Source organism: Rahnella ecdela, from assembly GCF_019049625.1.
Lineage (GTDB): Bacteria > Pseudomonadota > Gammaproteobacteria > Enterobacterales > Enterobacteriaceae > Rahnella > Rahnella ecdela.
Map to the genome: position 1 here is coordinate 330,101 of NZ_JAFMOY010000131.1, position 17,375 is coordinate 347,475.

Sequence of the window (17,375 nt, forward strand, 5' to 3'; positions counted from 1 at the left end):
AGAAATCAGTCGAACAGCTCAGAAAGAAAACTCTTTTTCTTATACGGCTTATGCGATGAGTAATGACCCCGGTTATCGTAATTCCCGTGGTGACGGTTGTCGTCGCGGCGGTCTCGCTCGTCATAGCGGGCAGGCTGTGGCCGTTGTTCCGGAGGAGCCTGTACCTGAGAGACTTGCTGAAGCGCAGCCGACTTCTCGATGATTTTGTCCAGCTCACCACGATCTAACCAGACACCACGGCAGTCCGGGCAATAATCAATTTCGATCCCCTGACGTTCTGACATCACCAGCTGGCTTTCTTTGCATACGGGACATTGCATATCCGGTTCTCCGTTCGCTTATTGATAAAATAATTACGCAGGTAAAATATTGGCTATCCGGATAATTAGACAATCAACTGGCGTAAGCAAAAGTAAAGTTGATTAAAGCAGGCGAAGGGCAGTGCATAAGGCAGGAGGGACAGCCCGGAGACTGCCCGCCTGATATCAGAATACGCGTTTGAAAGGTTTGACGGTGACCGCTTTGTAAACGCCACCGGCGACGTAAGGGTCTGCATCAGCCCACACTTTGGCATCTTCGAGCGTTTCAAACTCGACAATCAGAACGGAACCGGTCATCCCCGCTGTGCCCGGATCTTCACTATCGATCGCCGGCGTTGGGCCGCCGATTAAAACACGACCTTGTTCCTGCAATTTTTTCAGGCGTTCGATATGCGCAGGGCGGGCAGCTGCACGTTTTTCCAGGGAGTCCGAAACATCTTCAGAATAAATAACGTAAAGCATGAGTCACCTTTAATTGGGTTTTATAGAGCGATTTGCAGCATTCAGATGCTGTCAGAGTGTTTTGCAGCATTAACATAGCTAAACCTGAAGCCGGGGGAAAGTGCTTTGCGTAGGATCAAAGCAAAGGTTATTTGAGAATAGTTGTCATCTCGGTGTTGAATATGATTGCTATTTACATTTAAACTTGCGGCTTCACGGGGAAAATGAATCATTATGCCGCTAAAAAAGTTTAGATTTATCCGCAAGGTTACGATTCCGGTTGCGCTTGCTGTCAGTTTGCATGTCGCTGTTATCGCCGGCGTTTTGTATATGACAGTCGGTGAGTCGATCAAATTGCCGACGCAGGAACAAAAAGTGATGAGCGTGACCATGGTCAATCCCGCTGACTTCGCGCCACCTCCGCCGCCGCCTCAGCCTGAACCGATGCCGCCTGAACCCGAGCCTGAGCCGGAAGTGGTGCCAGAGCCGCCACCTCCGCCAGAGGCGGTGGTTATTCCTGAACCACCGAAACCTAAACCGAAGCCGGTTAAAAAACCCGTGGTGAAGCCGAAAGTTAAGCCCGTTGAGCGACCGGTAGAAAAACCGACGCAAACCGTGCAAACCGCGCCAGTCACCAGCAATAAGCCGGTAAACAAACCGTTCAGCCAGCCGCCAGCGTCTTCGAATGCGAAAAGTGATACCGGCCCGCGTCCGCTGCAACGCGGGCAGCCAGGTTATCCGGCACGTGCGCTGGCATTACGTATCGAGGGCCGTGTACGCGTGCAGTTTGATGTGGATAGCGATGGCCGTGTGCAGAACATCCGGGTGTTGTCAGCCGAACCACGCAACATGTTTGAGCGTGAAGTGAAGCAGGCAATGAACAAATGGCGCTATGAGCCGAAAGCCGCCAGCAATCTGGTAGTGAATCTGGTGTTCAAAATTAAAGGTGGCAGCAGCGTAGAATAACTTTCGCCTCAGTGTTTACCACCAGAAAACCGCAATAAAAAAGGTCGCCTTCAGGGCGACCTTTTGTTTATCAGGATTTCAGGAAACAGCTCAGTCCTGAGAAACACCGTCAGAATCCACGCTGAAATTACTGCGTCCGTCCGGCAGCTGACGCGATTTGCCTTCATCATCCACGGCAACATAGGTAAAGACCGCTTCAGTCGCTCTGTAACGCTGTCCGATAGGTTCAGAAGAGACTTTCTTCACCCAGACTTCAACATTGATAGTAATCGAGCTGTTGCCGGTACGGATGCAACGGGCATAACAGCACACGACATCCCCCACGGCGACCGGCTTGAGGAACGTCATGCCATCTACGCGCACGGTTACAACGCGACCTTTAGCGATTTCCTTTGCCTGGATAGCACCGCCCATGTCCATCTGCGACATCAGCCATCCACCGAAGATATCACCGTTTGCATTGGTGTCAGCGGGCATAGCCAGCGTACGCAACACCATTTCACCATTGGGTAAGCTATGTTTTTCGTTCATAAGGTTGCTTCACAAAAAACCCGTCATGCTTCAAACCGCAGATGCGTTGGCTGCCTTCCCGCGGCCTGAATTATTCAGGGCTTAATAATAGGAAGGCCTTTCAAAGAAAGGCCCGTGCAGAAGAATGCTTATTTTTTTTCATCATCCGGCATATGCCGGTAAATATAGATACCGCTTAACAGCGTAAATACCAGCGTCAGGACTGTCAGGCCAAAGACCTTAAAGTTGACCCAAATATTCTGTGGTAACCAGAAGGCGACATAGATATTCGCCAGGCCGCACAGCAGGAAAAAGATCGCCCAGCTGACATTTAGCTTATTCCAGACATGATCCGGCAATGTCAGCTCTTTACCCAACATACGCTGGATTAACGGCTTTTTCAGCACCAGCTGACTGATCAGCAATGCGCCGGAGAACAGGACGTAAATCACGGTCACTTTCCATTTAATGAATTCATCATTATGGAATACCAGTGTCAGGGTGCCGAAAACGGCCACCATCGCAAAAGTGATTAACGTCATCTTCTCGATTTTGCGGTACAGAACCCAGGTAATGACTAACGCTAACGCGGTGGCAGCGATTAACGCGCCTGATGCGACAAAAATGTCGTAAAGCTTATAAACCACAAAAAAGACAACCAGGGGAAGAAAATCGAGGAGCTGCTTCATACTTCATTCCATGTTTTATGTATGGGATGACTATACCGGAATCATTTCACGGACAAAAGAAAAGGGCGCCGGAGCGCCCCTTAAAAACGTATGTCTATATTATGCATGTAATTTCATGTAAAGACGGAACAGATAAATCAGCATAAATGCGCTGATCAGATTGCTCACCGCACCGAGAATTACCGCACCGATCATCGGATTAAGTGCGCTGAGCGCGCCGACAAACAGCATCAGAACCACCTGCGCCACAATCCACAACATAATCGCCGGGGCAAACAAACGAATGTTGGAGAACGCCAGCCGGGTACTCATACGCATCGCTTTGAAGACACCCACGTTCTCTTTGCACGCAATAATCGGGGACATCGCCCACGCAATCGCAATCAGGAAAGCCGGAACAAACAGCAGTGCCAGCCCGATACGAAACATTACGCTGTAGATAAAGAGCAAAATAGCCAGACGCGGCAGAACCGGCAGGGAAGCCGTCAGCACCTGAACCAGACTGGCGCGAACGCCCTTAGAAACCAGCTGAATAAGCGTTAACACGCCACCGACCAGAATAACGTTACCTGCCAGAGTGGAAAACAGTGCCGCCAGGCTGTAGCGGAAAATAGCGCTTTGCTGCTCCGGAGTAATCTGCTGTTCGATATAACCCATCATATCGCCGACGCTCATGCCGGTCATGTTGCTCATCAGTTGTCCGATAGCATCAACCTGCTCAGCGGAAGGACTTAAAACCCAGCTCAATATGACGGTAATTAATGCGGCCAGAACTGAGAGCGCCACAACGCTACTCATCTGATTACGCATAAAATTATAACTGTCACGGTACAATGTACTGGCCGTGATAGACATGGACGCTCCTTGGCAAAAAAAGCAAAAATCAATAAGGCGGGGATTGTACCCTTTAAATACACTCCGCCGATAGTTTTGCGCTGATTTCCTGTCAATCTGACTGATGAATCTCTGCCTGTACGCGGCTGAGGTGGCTGAGATTAATCGGTGGTAATTCTTCGGTGAGTGGAGGCAGACCATAACCAGCGCGTGCGCGATCACAAGCCGTATTGCCGACCCCATTCAGACCAGACTGAACAAACTCGCGGCAGGGTGTCGGGCGGTTTAGGTAAATCGAGCAGGAAACCGATTGTCCCACTTCACCCTTCAGGGCGATGCATCGCGGCGATTTGTTGTTCGTGCCTTGCATGCAGCTAAGAAAAGGCGTGGCTTGTTCAGTCAGAGCCTGAGGAACAATACCTCCAGCCTCTTCAGATTCAGCCCAATAAAATGAAACACGGAAATAGGCGCAGCATGCGCCACAGGTCATACAAGGATTGTTAATTTCGCTCATCTTGGGAAGCTACCGACTCCTTACGGCACCAAACCAAAACCAACATGTGTATGCAAATTACGCAGCGTCATTTTTTTTAGCAACTGAAATTACACCTCTTAACATATCAACAAAATCTCCTCATTTTTGATGCAGATCAATTCCTTTGTTTTTATAGATTTAGATCGCTTTGCGGAAGATGCATTTTCTTACTTTTTGTTTTAAAGATGTGATCCCGCATTGATCAAGCCATACCAAAGAGTAGGTATCATTCGCGCGGTCGATAAATAATCCACACAAAGGGAAGGGACAATGAGAGCAGCATATTGGGCATTAGTGGCGGCAGCGGCATTTCCGGCAGTTGCGAGCGCACATCAGGCAGGGGATGTGATTTTTCGCGTAGGCACAGCCACAGTTCGTCCGACAGAAGGTTCGGATAACGTGCTGGGTTTGGGTTCATTTAATATCAATAACAACACTCAGATGGGTTTAACTCTGGGCTATATGTTTACCGACAATATCGGGATGGAGTTGCTGGCAGCCACGCCGTTCCAGCACAAAGTCGGATTGAAAAGTACCGGGACAATCGCAGAAGTGAAGCAGTTGCCGCCGTCTCTGATGGCTCAGTACTACTTTGGCGACAAGCAGGACAAACTTCGTCCCTACCTCGGTATAGGTATCAACTACACCACATTCTATGACACCAATTTCAATCAGACCGGGCGCGATGCCGGGCTGTCAGATTTAAGCGTCAAAGATTCATGGGGCGTGGCAACGCAGGCGGGTCTGGATTACAACCTGGATGACAACTGGTTGATCAACATGTCTGTGTGGTGGATGGATATTGATACGGAAGTTAAATTCAAAGCCGGCGGTGAGCAGCAAAACATCAACACCCGGATCGACCCGTGGGTCTTTATGTTTGGCGTCGGCTATCGCTTCTGATCTTAAGACAAAAACATAAAAAAAGAGGCGCTTCGGCGCCTCTTCGTTTTTCAGTTTGTAGCATTCGCAGACTATTTCACCCGCATGTCATTCTCGATAGAACGAACACCTGCAACGCCACGCGTCACTTCTACCGCACGGTTTGCATCCGCTGTTGACGTCACGAAACCACTTAACTGCACGCGGCCTTTAAAGGTCTCGACGCTGATTTCCGTTGATTTAATCGTTTTATCGGCCAGCAGGGCTGATTTTACTTTTGTCGTGACGACAGTGTCGTCAATGTAACCACCGGTTCCTTCTGATTTTTTAGTCGGTGCACACGCTGCAACGGCCATGACCACAACGGCTGCCATGCAGAATGCGGACAATGTTTTGAATAGCTTCATAAAATAACTCTCCATGAATTGTTATAAAACCAAAAGAAACAACCTGTTACCTGAGCAGATGATATCTCTCTCGCATACAGTATCATTGATCTGCAGAGTAATTTTAGTTTGGATTATTGAAATGAGTAATACAAATTAAGTGGGGTAAAAAAAAGTAAGAAATTAAAAGAAACAGAACCTTAGTCACTTTTTGACTGAGGTTCTGTTTGAGGCTGGGTTAAGCGCGGGTTGCGGCTTTCATTTCACTGACAAAGCGGGAAAGCTGAGCCAGCATTTCAGAAGGCTGATGCTGATTGTTTTCGATGATACGCACTGTCGCTGAACCGGAAATAGCACCGGCAGCGCCTGCGGCCAGCGTTTCTTTCACCTGTGAAGGCTCGGAAATACCAAAGCCCTGCAACGGTGGAGCAGCATTATATTCACGCAGCTTATCAACCAGATGATTCAGCGGCGTCAGCGCGCGCTTCTCGGTGCCGGTAACGCCTGCGCGGGACAGCAGATAAGTGTAGCCGCGTCCATGAGAAGAAATCTCACGCAGCAAATCATCAGATGCATTTGGCGGACAGATGAAAATTGGCGCAATACCGTGGCGCAATGCAGCGGCGCGGAACGGCGCGGATTCTTCAAACGGCACATCAGCAACCAGTACGGAATCGACGCCCACTTCGGCGCAGCGCTGATAGAAAGTCTCGATACCGTTATGGAACACCAGATTGGCGTACATCAGCAGGCCAATCGGAATGTCCGGATGCTTTTCGCGGATGCGGGCCAGCATATTGAAACATTGCGTCGGCGTCACGCCCGCGGCGAAAGCGCGCAGGTTAGCGTTCTGAATTGTCGGGCCGTCTGCCAGCGGGTCAGAGAACGGGATACCCAGCTCCAGCGCATCCGCACCGGCTTCAATCAGCGTATCGATGATGGACAATGAAAGCTCAACGCCCGGATCGCCCAGCGTAACGAAAGGAACAAATGCGCCTTCTTTTTTGCTTTCCAGACGTTTGAATAATTGCTGATAACGTTCCATTAAATCTCTCCCCGGGCAGTCAGGATGTCATGTACGGTGAAAATATCTTTGTCGCCGCGACCTGACAAATTCACGACCAGAATCTGTTCTTTCTCTGGCGTTTCCTTGATCAGTTTCAGTGCGTATGCCAGCGCATGTGAAGATTCCAGCGCAGGAATAATCCCTTCGTGGCGGGACAATTCTTTGAAAGCATCCAGCGCTTCGTCATCGGTAATCGACACATATTCTGCACGACCGATGCTGTTGAGGAAGGCGTGCTGCGGGCCGACAGACGGGAAATCCAGACCGGCAGAAATCGAGTAAGATTCTTCAATCTGACCTTCGGACGTCTGCATCATCGGCGCTTTCATACCGAAATAAATGCCGACGTGACCATGTTTGAGCGGCGCGCCGTGTTGTCCTGTTTCGATACCCAGACCACCCGGTTCAACACCAATCAGTTTCACGCTGGTATCATCGATGAAATCAGCAAACATGCCGATCGCATTGGAACCACCGCCAACACAGGCAATCACCGCATCTGGCAGACAGCCTTCGCGTTCCTGCATCTGGACTTTGGTTTCTTCACCAATCATGCGCTGGAATTCACGCACAATAGTCGGATACGGATGAGGGCCTGCCGCTGTACCCAGCATGTAGTGGGCCGTTTCGTAGCTGCCAGACCAGTCGCGCAGCGCCTCATTACAGGCATCTTTCAGCGTGGAAGAACCGCTGTGTACCGGGATCACTTCTGCGCCCATCAGGCGCATACGGAACACGTTAGGTGACTGACGCTCAATGTCTTTGGCGCCCATATAAATGCGGCATTTCAGGCCGAGCAGGGCACACGCCAGTGCAGAAGCCACGCCGTGCTGACCGGCACCGGTTTCAGCAATAATTTCTGTTTTGCCCATGCGTTTTGCCAGCAATGCCTGACCCAATACCTGGTTAGTTTTATGCGCGCCGCCGTGCAGCAAATCTTCACGCTTCAGATACAGTTTGGTTTTTGTACCTGCAGTCAGGTTTTTGCACAGTGTCAGCGCCGTCGGGCGACCTGCGTAGTTTTTCAGTAAATCGATAAACTCAGCCTGAAACTCAGGGTCGCGCTGTGCGCTGACAAAGGCTTCTTCCAGCTGGACCAGCGCAGGCATCAGAATTTGCGGAACATACTGGCCGCCAAATTCGCCGAAGTAGGGATTAAGTAAAGTCATGTTATTCCGTCCTGTCTGTCAATTTTTGCGGCATTGCGGGCTGCTTAATACGCCCGCAATGTCTGGAATACGGCGGTAATTTTTTCGGCATCTTTGATGCCCGGCTCGCTTTCAACACCGGAGTTGAAATCCAGCCCTGCGCAACCGAGCTGTGCGGCCTCGACGCAGTTATCTGCGCTCAGACCACCAGCAAGTAGCGTATTACTCAGATCCTGACCGGCCAGTTTGCTCCAGTCGAAACGATAGCCTGTGCCACCTTTGCCGTTGTCCAGCACGTAGCGATCCACGTGATTCAGGTCGCGCGCTGGCATTGTGTCTTTGACGCTCAGCGCTTTCCAGATCTGAACCGTTTCCGGCAACGCTGTACGCAGCTCATCGATATAGGCCTGGCTTTCATCGCCATGAAGTTGCACGGCAGTCAGGTTCAGCGTCTGTGCCGTTTCGGTCACGATGCTGATGGTTTCATCGCGGAACACGCCGACATATTTCAGCGGCGCGCCGTTCTGTACTTCTTTCGCCAGTGTGTGTGTCACAAAACGCGGTGAGGCCTCGACAAAAATCAGTCCGCCATAAATGGCACCGGCTTCGTACGCCGCTTTGGCGTCCTGAGCGCGGGTGAGTCCGCACACTTTATTTTCGCCGAGCAGAACCCGACGAACGGCAGCCGAAAGGTCTTGTTCTGACATCAGCGCACTGCCAATCAGGAAACCATTGGCGAAGCGGCTGAGTTCACGGATTTGCCCGTAAGTATTAATGCCTGATTCACTGATGACGATGACGCCGTGCGGAACGCGCGGTGCCAGTTCACGGGTGCGGTTCAGGTCGATGGACAAATCGCGCAGGTCGCGGTTGTTGATACCCACCACTTTGGCTTTCAGCTTAACGGCGCGATCCAGTTCTTCTTCATTACTCGCTTCGGTCAGCACGCCCATATTCAGGCTATGAGCGACGGCGGCGAGCTGAACGTACTGATCGTCATCCAGCACCGACAGCATCAGTAAAATTGCATCGGCCTGATAGAACCGCGCCAGATGGATCTGATACGGGTCGATAATAAAATCTTTGCACAGCACCGGCTGCGTGACGGTTTTGCTCACCAGCGGCAGGAAATCAAAACTACCCTGGAAGTATTTCTCGTCGGTTAATACTGAAATGGCGGAAGCGTAATCTTTATAAACGCTGGCGATTTCTACCGGATCAAAGTTTTCACGGATCTTCCCTTTCGACGGAGATGCTTGTTTACACTCCAGAATAAAGGCCGTTCTTGCGCCTTGCAGGGCATGGTAGAAACTGCGCTGGCTCTGAGTTATTTCGTTCTGAAAGCTGGCCAGCGGTTGTTGTTCTTTGCGTGCCGCGACCCAAATTTCCTTGTCGCGAACAATTTTGTGGAGCACGGTTTCCTGCTGCATCACTTATCCTCTTGCTGCCAATGCCAGCACGCGCTGGTAAGGTTCACCGCTGCGCATGACGGCCAAAGCCTGTTGTGCGTTTTGCTTTAAGTCTTCCTGACCGAACAGACGCAGTAACATCGCCACATTGACGGCTACCGCGGCTTCGTGGGCCGGATCTCCTTTACCTTGTAATAAGCGTGCCAGAATGTCACGGTTTTCTTCCGGCTCGCCGCCCAGCAAGGCTTCAATCGGATAATTATCCAGACCGAAGTCCTGTGGAGTCACTTCATAAGTGGTGATTTTACCGTCTTTCAGCTCGGCAACTTGTGTCGCCGCGTGAATGGCGACTTCATCCATTCCGCCACCGTGAACCACCGCCGCACGTTCATAACCCAGTGCGCGCAATGTTTCTGCAATCGGCTGCACCAGCTCCGGGCTGTAAACACCAATCAGCGCCAGCGGCGGACGGGCAGGGTTAATCAGCGGCCCCAGCACGTTAAACAGCGTGCGGGTCTTCAGTGCTTTGCGTACCGGCATCGCATGGCGGAAACCGGTGTGGTATTGCGGAGCAAACAGGAAACACACGTTCAGGTCATCAAGCGCCGCGCGGGAATCTTCTGCTGGCATATCCAGACGAATACCAAACGCCGCCAGTAAATCCGACGAACCCGAACGGCTGGATACGCTGCGATTGCCGTGTTTGGCGACACGCGCGCCACAGGCCGCTGCCACAAAGGCGCTGGCGGTAGAAATATTGATGCTGTTGGTGCCGTCGCCGCCGGTGCCGACGATGTCCGCAAACTGATAATCAGGGCGCGGGAACGGTTCGGCGTGTGCCAGTAATGCTTTGGCAGCGCCGGCGATTTCAGCCGGTTGCTCGCCACGTACTTTCATGCTGATTAAGGCACCGGCCAGCTGCGCCGGCTCCAGTTCGCCATTCACGATGGCGGTAAATAACTGCTGGCTTTCTTCCTGCGTCATCGTCTGAGCGCGAAACAGGTTTTCGAGAATGCCGGGAATAGTTTGCGTTTTCATGACAGTTCTCCTTACGCCAAAGCCCAGGCCAGGGTCTGCTCAAGCAGACGGGCGCCTTGTGAAGTTAAAATGGATTCCGGATGGAACTGGAAACCGCAAACGCGATCTTCTTCGTGACGTACCGCCATCACCATGTCGCCGAAACGGGCGTTAACGGTCAGACCGTCGGGGATCTGGCTGCCGACCAGCGAGTGATAACGGGCAACCGGCAGCGGGTTATTCATACCGGCAAACATCGCTTCGTTGTCATGCGTAATAGAAGAGGCTTTACCGTGCAGGATTTCACCCGCCTGACCGACGAACCCGCCGTAGGTTTCGACAATCGCCTGATGACCCAGACAGATACCGATAATCGGCAACTGACCGCGCAGACGTTTCAGCAGTTCTGGCATGCAGCCTGCTTCGGAAGGTGTTCCCGGACCCGGAGAAAGTACCAGCACCGGTTTTTCCAGCTGGCTGAGCTTTTCGATAATCACGTCAGCGGGGATTTGATTGCGGTAAATCACTACGTTGTGACCGCTTGAGCGCAGCTGATCGACGAGGTTGTAAGTAAAGGAATCGACGTTATCAATAAGTAAGATATCGGCCATCTTAAAATACCTCTTTCGCATTGTGGGCGGTGGCGATGGCGCGCAGCACGGCACGGGCTTTATTACGGGTTTCGTCGGCTTCGGCTTGTGGTACGGAATCGAGCACCACGCCGCCACCTGCCTGCACGGTAGCGATGCCGTCTTCGACATACGCCGAGCGGATAACGATGCAGGTGTCTAAATCACCGTGAGCGGTGAAGTAACCCACCGCGCCGCCGTAACTGCCGCGACGGGTCTGCTCGGAGGCTGAAATCAGCTGCATGGCGCGAACTTTTGGTGCGCCGGTCAGCGTGCCCATGTTCATGACCGCCTGATATGCATGCAGCACGTCGAGGTCATGACGCAGGGTGCCAACGACGCGCGATACCAGATGCATCACGAAAGAGTAACGGTCAACTTTGGTCAGGTCAGCAACGTATCGGCTGCCCGGCTCGCAGATACGCGCCAGATCGTTACGCGCTAAATCCACCAGCATCAGATGCTCAGCCAGTTCTTTATGGTCGGTGCGCATTTCCAGTTCGATGCGGCTGTCGAGATCTAAATCCAGCGAACCGTCAGCACGGCGACCGCGCGGACGAGTTCCGGCAATCGGATAGATTTCAATCTGGCGGTTAGTCGCGTCATATTTCAGTGCGCTTTCCGGCGATGCGCCGAACAACGTGAAATCGTTGTCCTGCATGAAGAACATATACGGGCTCGGGTTATTGTTCTTCAGCGTTTCATAAGCGGCCAGCGGAGCAGGGCACGGCAGTGAGAAACGGCGTGAAGGCACCACCTGGAAAATTTCACCGGCGCGGATCGCTACTTTCATTTTCTCAACAACCGCCCCGAACACTTCGTCGCTCTGGTTCACGCTCAGTTGCATTTCCGGCACGCTCTGATGCGGAATGGCGTGCGCCGGTAATTGCAACTGATATTGCAACTGCTCCAGGCGTTCGTGCAGACGCTGTTTCTCTTCAGAAGAAGGCGTGAAAAGACTGGCCTGCAAACGGCAGGTGCGGTTCTGATGGTCAAGCACCAGCAGGGTTTCTGCCAGATAGAAGCAGAAATCCGGGCAACGTTGATCAGAAGCCAGTTGCGGCAAATCTTCGAAACCGGCAACCAGGTCGTAAGCAAACAGACCGCCGAGGAACATCGCCTCGCGCTCGTCGGCCGGCGCTTCAACAGAGGTCAGAATGCTGCGCAGTGCGTCAAACACGGAACGCGAACGCAGACGGGCATCTTCGTCCTGCATCTGATCGATAGACGGGAAAGTCAGTTCGCGACCATTCGGGCGAACGTCATTGCGAATTTCAGCCGGTAACGCGGCGTCAATCAGCGACAGTAAAGAAGCGCCGTTCGGTGTGAGTGCCTGAATCGAAACCCGGGAACCCAGCGCGGTGATGCGCAGGGCGCTGTCAACAATCAACAGGCTCTTCAGATTTTCTTTGCTGGTCACTTCGGAGGATTCGAGCAGCAGCGTGGCCGGGCGAGCGCCGCACAACTGATGGAAAATGGCCGTCGGGTCGCCGCGGTAACATCCTTCTGCGGTCAGCAATTCTAATCGTGGTTTCTGAATAGTCATTTTGCTTCCTGAAATTTTTTTATCGTTTCTGTAAAACAGATTTCAAAGAGACGGCCACAAAAAAGCCCGCATTATGCGGGCTTCGGAAATCTTGCAGCGTCTGATGACAGCTATGCGTGATTATTCCGCCCGCCAAAGGGAAGTACGCCACCCGCTGAGAACCGCCATCATGTGAGTTTTCATCATCAGACACTCTTGTTTGTTTATGAAGCTAACGTCTTTAAAACGTAAGCTTTCTGAATCGGTTTGTCACGCTGTTCATTTCTGAACTGTTCCGTGAACTTGCGTACTAGTAAACTAGTTCAGCGATCTAAAGTCAACCCCCTTTTTCATACACTTCCCCCTTTTAGTGCGGCTTCATTGTGCAAAAAGTGTTATCGCCCCGTTGCAGTGCATCGTGTCCGGGTAAAATCATCCCTAACGTGAAAAGCGCTAACGCGTTATGATGGGTACTGCATTCAGAAACAGGTTAATTCCCCACGTGACGACGACTTTACCCGTAAACACTTCATCTTCAGCAGACGATCAGACTACCAGCACTGCATTCACTATTTACGACCTCCATAGCCATACCACGGCTTCAGACGGCTATTTAACGCCGGAAGCGCTGGTTGCGCGTGCGGTGGAAATGCGGGTGGGCGTGCTGGCGATCACCGATCATGACAGCACGGAAGGTCTGGCGCGGGCGGCGCGGGCCATTGCTGAAAATCAGCTGCCGCTGCAACTGGTGAACGGTGTCGAAATTTCTACATTGTGGGAAAACCATGAAATCCACATTGTCGGGCTGGGCATTGATCCTTCGCATCCGGCAATGATCGAATTGCTGAAAGTGCAGGCGGATTTGCGTCAGCAGCGTGCGCAGGAAATGGGCCGTCGTCTGGCGAAAGCACGTATCGAGGGTGCATGGGAAGGCGCGCTGCGTCTGGCCGATGGCGGTGCCGTAACACGTGCGCATTTTGCCCGTTATCTGGTGGAATTTGGCGCGGCTGACAATATCGCCCAGGTGTTCAAAAAGTTCCTCGCCAAAGGCAAGACCGGCTACGTTCCGCCACAGTGGTGTACAATAGAACAAGCGATTGATGCGATTCATCAGTCTGGCGGACAGGCCGTTGTCGCCCATCCGGGACGTTATGACTTGTCCACCAAATGGCTGAAACGTCTGCTGGCGTTCTTTGCAGAGCAGGGCGGTGATGCGATGGAAGTCGCGCAATGTCAGCAGGCGCCGAATGAACGCGCTCAGCTGGCGGCTTTTGCCCGTGACTACAATTTACTCGCTTCGCAGGGTTCTGATTTCCATCAGCCTTGTTCGTGGATCGAGCTGGGGCGTAAACTTTGGCTTCCCGCAGGCGCAGAACCGGTATGGCAACACTGGCCGGTCGCCGGGAAACAGCCTGAAATTGAACCGGTCTGAAGCCCGACCGCAGAAGAAGAATTAAGAGGGAACAATGAGTCAATATTTCTATATTCACCCCGAAAATCCGCAGCCACGTCTGATTAACCAGGCGGTTGAATTGCTGCGCAAGGGGAATGTGATTGTTTACCCGACCGACTCAGGCTATGCGCTGGGTTGTCGTCTGGAAGAAAAGAACGCGATGGAGCGCATTTGCCGCATCCGTCAGTTAGACGGAAACCACAACTTTACCCTGATGTGCCGTGACCTCTCTGAGTTGTCGACTTACGCTTACGTGGATAACTCGGCATTTCGTCTGATCAAAAATAACACGCCGGGCAACTACACGTTCATTCTGAAAGCGACCAAAGAAGTGCCGCGTCGCCTGATGAGTGAGAAACGTAAGACCATTGGTTTGCGTGTGCCATCGAATCCGATTGCTGTCGCATTGCTGGACGTACTGGGCGAACCGCTGATGTCCACCACGCTGATGCTGCCGGGCAATGACTTTGCGGAATCTGATCCGGAAGACATCAAAGATAATTTAGGCAAGCTGGTTGATCTGGTGATTGACGGGGGTTCTATCGGGCAACAACCGACGACGGTGATTGATCTGACCGAAGCGTCACCGGAAGTCGTCCGCGAAGGCGCAGGCGATCCGGCACCTTTCCGCTGATCTTCGTATGTGTCCCTCTGTGCAGGTTGTTTGAAAAATAATCAGCCCGTAAAGTCCTTAGCAGGATACAAATTGCCGATAAATGTGTATAATGGCGGGCTGACTTTTTTGTAAGTCGTTGTATCACTACGTAATAACTGAATTTTGGCGGGCAGATGGCGATTCGCGTCATGCTGCCGGCTCCCCCCGACGCCTGTGAAGGCGACAAATGAGGCTGCTCAATGAGCGAGAAGTATAATTCCCAGAAGCACACCAGCGATAAAGCCAAACCGGCACGTCCATCTGGTGACAAGCCAAAAAGTGGCAGAAATTCCGGCGCAGCAAAAAGCCGCCCGGAACCGTCACGGGCTGAGAAGCGCGGCGAAAAGCCACGTACTGACAAACCACGTACAGATAAACCACGCAGCGATAAGCCGCGTTCAGACAAACCTCGTTCTGACGCAGGCCGCGGCGATTCACGCATAGAAAATTCACGTATTGAAAAACCACGGACAGGCAAACCGGGTCGTCCCGAAAACGCCCGCGGTGAAAAACCTCGCGCGCCGCTGAAACCCCGTGGTACCAAACCTAAAGCTGAAGCACTGTTTGATGAAAACGGTGAAGAAGAAGAAGTAAAATACCAGAAGCCGAAAAACGCGCTGGACAGCACCGAAGGACAAAGCGAAAAGCTGCAAAAAGTCCTCGCACGTGCAGGTCATGGTTCACGCCGTGAAGTCGAAGCAATGATTCAGGCTGGCCGTGTCAGCGTTGACGGTAAAATCTCTACGCTGGGCGACCGTGTGGAAGTCACCGGCGGCACGAAAATTCGTCTTGATGGCCACGTGCTGTCAGTGATGGAATCGCAGGACACCGTCTGCCGCGTGCTGGCGTACTACAAGCCGGAAGGCGAGTTGTGTACGCGCAGTGATCCGGAAGGCCGTCCGACCGTCTTTGACCGTCTGCCAAAAATGCGCGGTTCCCGCTGGATTGCGGTAGGTCGTCTGGACGTTAACACCTCCGGCCTGCTGTTATTCACCACCGACGGTGAACTGGCTAACCGCCTGATGCACCCGAGCCGTGAAGTTGAACGCGAATATGCCGTGCGTGTCTTCGGTCAGGTTGATGATGAAAAAATCAAACAGCTGAGCCGCGGCGTGCAGCTGGAAGACGGTCCTGCGGCATTCCGCTCGATCAAATTCCAGGGCGGCGAAGGTCTGAATCAGTGGTACAACGTGACCCTGACAGAAGGGCGTAACCGCGAAGTTCGTCGTCTGTGGGAAGCCGTTGGCGTGCAGGTCAGCCGTCTGATCCGCGTACGTTATGGTGACCTGAACCTGCCTAAAGGCCTGCCTCGTGGCGGCTATAAAGAGCTGGATCTGCCGGACATCAACTATCTGCGCACACTGGTCGATATGACCGAAGAAACTGTCAGCAAACTGCCGGTTGAGCGCGATCGTCGTCGTGTGAAAGCTAACCAGATCCGTCGTGCTGTTAAGCGCCATACTCAGGTTGCACCGGCACGTCGTACTACCGGGCCTGCCAAACGGAGTTAATCGCTGACAAGCGACCCACTTCCGGCTATGCCCATAACCGCAGTTTAAGACTGCGGTTTTTTTTGCGTTAAATTCAGGACAGCCGCTATTTATCTCACCGTACTTAACTAAAATGACTTACCTTAAATCTGCAAAAAAAAACATGCCTTACCGGGATTTCTGGCTCTGAGACAAAGGACAACATCATGAAATTATATCTGATACGACACGGACAAACTCAGGCTAACGTTAACGGCGTTTTTTGCGGGAGCAGCGATATTGCGCTGACGGCAGAGGGCGAACGACAGGCGCAGCATGTAGCCCGTCAGCTGGAAGCGACGCCGCTGGATGCCATTATCCACACCGATATGCGCCGCAGCCGCGATACTGCCGGAATTATCGGGCAGGGACGTGACATCCCGATGGAGTCACAGCCTCTGTTGCGCGAGATGGCCTTTGGTGAGTGGGAAATGCGTCACCACAACGAACTGCAAGCCTCACAGGCTGAAGGATTTCAGGAATGGTGTCAGGACTGGCAAAAAGCGGATGTACCGCAAGGGGAATCATTCACAGACTTTACGGTGCGCATCCGTCAGGCTTTGCAGCAGTTGCATTTACGCCCGCAGGAAAGCAGGCTGGCCATTGTCGCGCATCAGGGGTCGCTCAGCCTGCTACTGGCGATGATGCTCAAACTGGCGCCTGCCGATATGTGGCGCTTCCCGTTTAAACAAGGCTGCCTGTGTGAAATCGATCTTCGTCCCGGTGCCTGCGTAATTCAGCGTTTCAACGACAGTGGTTTATGATGGGGCAGGACATTACCAGTCGATGCCCTGTTGCGCCATAATCCCGGCATCAAAGGCGTGCTTTACCGGCCGCAGTTCACTGACGGTGTCGGCCATTTCCAGCAGATCACGATGGCAGCCGCGACCGGTAATAATTACCGTCTGGTGAGCAGGACGGGCGTTCAGCGCGTCAATCACTTCCTGCAAATCCAGATAGCCGAAACTGACCATGTAAGTCAGTTCATCGAGCACCACGAGATCTAATGAGGCATCGGCCAGCATGCGTTTTCCGTGCTGCCAGACGGCCTGACAGGCCTCGGTATCGGTTTCTTTATTCTGCGTTTCCCAGGTAAAACCGGTCGCCATTACCTGAAATTCAACGCCGTGCGGCTCGAGTAGATTCTTCTCCCCGTTCGGCCATTCACCTTTAATGAATTGGATCACTGCCGCCCGCATACCATGTCCGACAGCGCGGGTGACGGTGCCAAAGGCCGCCGTGGTTTTGCCTTTACCATTGCCGGTAAACACAATCAAAATTCCGCGCTGCTCTTTGGCTGCATCAATACGCGCATCAACCTGTTCTTTCAGTTTTTGCTGGCGCTGCTTGTGGCGATCTTCGGTCATCGGTGACTCCGTGA

At 52.5% G+C, this 17,375-nt stretch carries 18 protein-coding genes, 1 pseudogene and 1 other annotated feature; of the genes and pseudogenes, 6 read left to right on the forward strand and 13 right to left on the reverse strand.

Annotated elements, in window-relative coordinates; all coding sequences use genetic code 11:
* Positions 1–5: 5 nt before the first annotated feature.
* On the reverse strand, positions 6–320 hold the full coding sequence (locus J1784_RS20145) for a TFIIB-type zinc ribbon-containing protein (RefSeq protein WP_217150654.1): 315 nt from the start codon (positions 318–320) through the stop codon (positions 6–8).
* Positions 321–485: 165 nt separating this feature from the next.
* The gene (locus tag J1784_RS20150; protein ID WP_217150655.1) at positions 486–782 is read right to left on the reverse strand and encodes a YciI family protein; all 297 of its coding nucleotides are present in this window, start codon (positions 780–782) and stop codon (positions 486–488) included.
* A gap of 213 nt (positions 783–995) precedes the next feature.
* Here J1784_RS20150 and J1784_RS20155 point away from each other — a divergent pair, with 213 nt between their 5' ends.
* On the forward strand, positions 996–1,727 hold the full coding sequence (locus tag J1784_RS20155) for an energy transducer TonB (RefSeq protein ID WP_217150656.1): 732 nt from the start codon (positions 996–998) through the stop codon (positions 1,725–1,727).
* A 90-nt stretch (positions 1,728–1,817) separates the two neighbouring features.
* Here the strand turns inward: J1784_RS20155 and yciA are convergent, their stop codons facing one another.
* The 4 genes from yciA to J1784_RS20175 form a co-directional block, all read right to left on the reverse strand.
* Entirely contained in the window at positions 1,818–2,258 is a 441-nt protein-coding gene (gene yciA / locus J1784_RS20160) for an acyl-CoA thioester hydrolase YciA (protein WP_013575935.1), read from the reverse strand.
* A 128-nt stretch (positions 2,259–2,386) separates the two neighbouring features.
* Positions 2,387–2,926, reverse strand: coding sequence for a septation protein A (locus J1784_RS20165; RefSeq protein WP_120506818.1), 540 nt, complete (start codon positions 2,924–2,926; stop codon positions 2,387–2,389).
* A gap of 99 nt (positions 2,927–3,025) precedes the next feature.
* Positions 3,026–3,781, reverse strand: coding sequence for a YciC family protein (locus tag J1784_RS20170; protein WP_217150657.1), 756 nt, complete (start codon positions 3,779–3,781; stop codon positions 3,026–3,028).
* A 91-nt stretch (positions 3,782–3,872) separates the two neighbouring features.
* Complete coding sequence (locus J1784_RS20175) at positions 3,873–4,274, reverse strand: YkgJ family cysteine cluster protein (RefSeq protein WP_217150658.1); 402 nt, start codon at positions 4,272–4,274, stop codon at positions 3,873–3,875.
* 291 nt (positions 4,275–4,565) lie between these two features.
* Here J1784_RS20175 and ompW point away from each other — a divergent pair, with 291 nt between their 5' ends.
* Complete coding sequence (ompW, locus tag J1784_RS20180) at positions 4,566–5,198, forward strand: outer membrane protein OmpW (protein ID WP_217150659.1); 633 nt, start codon at positions 4,566–4,568, stop codon at positions 5,196–5,198.
* 71 nt (positions 5,199–5,269) lie between these two features.
* On the opposite strand, the gene J1784_RS20185 is transcribed toward ompW, so the two are convergent.
* The 6 genes and pseudogenes from J1784_RS20185 to J1784_RS20215 all read right to left on the reverse strand — a co-directional run bounded on the left by J1784_RS20185 (position 5,270) and on the right by J1784_RS20215 (position 12,378).
* Positions 5,270–5,584: a BON domain-containing protein gene (locus tag J1784_RS20185; RefSeq protein WP_095921655.1), complete on the reverse strand. Its 315-nt coding sequence runs from the start codon at positions 5,582–5,584 to the stop codon at positions 5,270–5,272.
* 217 nt (positions 5,585–5,801) lie between these two features.
* A complete protein-coding gene (trpA, locus tag J1784_RS20190; RefSeq protein ID WP_095921656.1) occupies positions 5,802–6,608 on the reverse strand; it encodes a tryptophan synthase subunit alpha in 807 nt (268 codons plus the stop codon).
* Positions 6,608–7,798 carry a tryptophan synthase subunit beta gene (trpB, locus tag J1784_RS20195; protein WP_217150660.1) on the reverse strand — a complete coding sequence of 397 codons (1,191 nt, stop codon included), beginning with the start codon at positions 7,796–7,798 and terminating at the stop codon, positions 6,608–6,610. The genes trpA and trpB overlap by 1 nt, the downstream gene beginning before the upstream one ends.
* A gap of 44 nt (positions 7,799–7,842) precedes the next feature.
* Entirely contained in the window at positions 7,843–9,207 is a 1,365-nt protein-coding gene (gene trpCF / locus J1784_RS20200; RefSeq protein WP_217150661.1) for a bifunctional indole-3-glycerol-phosphate synthase TrpC/phosphoribosylanthranilate isomerase TrpF, read from the reverse strand.
* A gap of 3 nt (positions 9,208–9,210) precedes the next feature.
* A pseudogene (trpD, locus tag J1784_RS26555) lies at positions 9,211–10,814 on the reverse strand (bifunctional anthranilate synthase glutamate amidotransferase component TrpG/anthranilate phosphoribosyltransferase TrpD).
* Between the two features lies 1 nt (position 10,815).
* Positions 10,816–12,378, reverse strand: a complete 1,563-nt coding sequence (locus tag J1784_RS20215; protein WP_217150662.1) for an anthranilate synthase component 1 — start codon at positions 12,376–12,378, stop codon at positions 10,816–10,818.
* Positions 12,379–12,434: 56 nt separating this feature from the next.
* Positions 12,435–12,537: a sequence feature (Trp leader region), on the reverse strand.
* Between the two features lie 322 nt (positions 12,538–12,859).
* Here J1784_RS20215 and rnm point away from each other — a divergent pair.
* The 4 genes from rnm (at position 12,860) to cobC (ending at position 16,758) form a co-directional block, all read left to right on the forward strand.
* Positions 12,860–13,789: an RNase RNM gene (rnm, locus tag J1784_RS20220; protein ID WP_217150663.1), complete on the forward strand. Its 930-nt coding sequence runs from the start codon at positions 12,860–12,862 to the stop codon at positions 13,787–13,789.
* A 34-nt stretch (positions 13,790–13,823) separates the two neighbouring features.
* Positions 13,824–14,444 carry an L-threonylcarbamoyladenylate synthase gene (locus J1784_RS20225; protein ID WP_217150664.1) on the forward strand — a complete coding sequence of 207 codons (621 nt, stop codon included), beginning with the start codon at positions 13,824–13,826 and terminating at the stop codon, positions 14,442–14,444.
* Positions 14,445–15,082: 638 nt separating this feature from the next.
* Positions 15,083–15,976, forward strand: coding sequence for a 23S rRNA pseudouridine(2605) synthase RluB (gene rluB, locus J1784_RS20230; protein WP_208645905.1), 894 nt, complete (start codon positions 15,083–15,085; stop codon positions 15,974–15,976).
* Between the two features lie 185 nt (positions 15,977–16,161).
* Positions 16,162–16,758 carry an alpha-ribazole phosphatase gene (gene cobC / locus J1784_RS20235; RefSeq protein ID WP_217150665.1) on the forward strand — a complete coding sequence of 199 codons (597 nt, stop codon included), beginning with the start codon at positions 16,162–16,164 and terminating at the stop codon, positions 16,756–16,758.
* 12 nt (positions 16,759–16,770) lie between these two features.
* Here the strand turns inward: cobC and cobO are convergent, their stop codons facing one another.
* Positions 16,771–17,361, reverse strand: a complete 591-nt coding sequence (gene cobO / locus J1784_RS20240; protein WP_217150666.1) for a cob(I)yrinic acid a,c-diamide adenosyltransferase — start codon at positions 17,359–17,361, stop codon at positions 16,771–16,773.
* Positions 17,362–17,375 lie beyond the last annotated feature (14 nt).

Bases quoted from the DNA above. Each gene is read 5' to 3' on its own strand.
- trpCF (WP_217150661.1), bottom strand. From the start codon at position 9,207: ATGCAGCAGGAAACCGTGCTCCACAAAATTGTTCGCGACAAGGAAATT.
- J1784_RS20170 (WP_217150657.1), bottom strand. From the start codon at position 3,781: ATGTCTATCACGGCCAGTACATTGTACCGTGACAGTTATAATTTTATG.
- J1784_RS20150 (WP_217150655.1), bottom strand. From the start codon at position 782: ATGCTTTACGTTATTTATTCTGAAGATGTTTCGGACTCCCTGGAAAAA.
- J1784_RS20225 (WP_217150664.1), top strand. From the start codon at position 13,824: ATGAGTCAATATTTCTATATTCACCCCGAAAATCCGCAGCCACGTCTG.
- J1784_RS20175 (WP_217150658.1), bottom strand. From the start codon at position 4,274: ATGAGCGAAATTAACAATCCTTGTATGACCTGTGGCGCATGCTGCGCC.
- J1784_RS20165 (WP_120506818.1), bottom strand. From the start codon at position 2,926: ATGAAGCAGCTCCTCGATTTTCTTCCCCTGGTTGTCTTTTTTGTGGTT.
- yciA (WP_013575935.1), bottom strand. From the start codon at position 2,258: ATGAACGAAAAACATAGCTTACCCAATGGTGAAATGGTGTTGCGTACG.
- cobO (WP_217150666.1), bottom strand. From the start codon at position 17,361: ATGACCGAAGATCGCCACAAGCAGCGCCAGCAAAAACTGAAAGAACAG.
- J1784_RS20185 (WP_095921655.1), bottom strand. From the start codon at position 5,584: ATGAAGCTATTCAAAACATTGTCCGCATTCTGCATGGCAGCCGTTGTG.
- cobC (WP_217150665.1), top strand. From the start codon at position 16,162: ATGAAATTATATCTGATACGACACGGACAAACTCAGGCTAACGTTAAC.
- J1784_RS20215 (WP_217150662.1), bottom strand. From the start codon at position 12,378: ATGACTATTCAGAAACCACGATTAGAATTGCTGACCGCAGAAGGATGT.
- J1784_RS20155 (WP_217150656.1), top strand. From the start codon at position 996: ATGCCGCTAAAAAAGTTTAGATTTATCCGCAAGGTTACGATTCCGGTT.
- J1784_RS20145 (WP_217150654.1), bottom strand. From the start codon at position 320: ATGCAATGTCCCGTATGCAAAGAAAGCCAGCTGGTGATGTCAGAACGT.
- trpA (WP_095921656.1), bottom strand. From the start codon at position 6,608: ATGGAACGTTATCAGCAATTATTCAAACGTCTGGAAAGCAAAAAAGAA.
- ompW (WP_217150659.1), top strand. From the start codon at position 4,566: ATGAGAGCAGCATATTGGGCATTAGTGGCGGCAGCGGCATTTCCGGCA.
- trpB (WP_217150660.1), bottom strand. From the start codon at position 7,798: ATGACTTTACTTAATCCCTACTTCGGCGAATTTGGCGGCCAGTATGTT.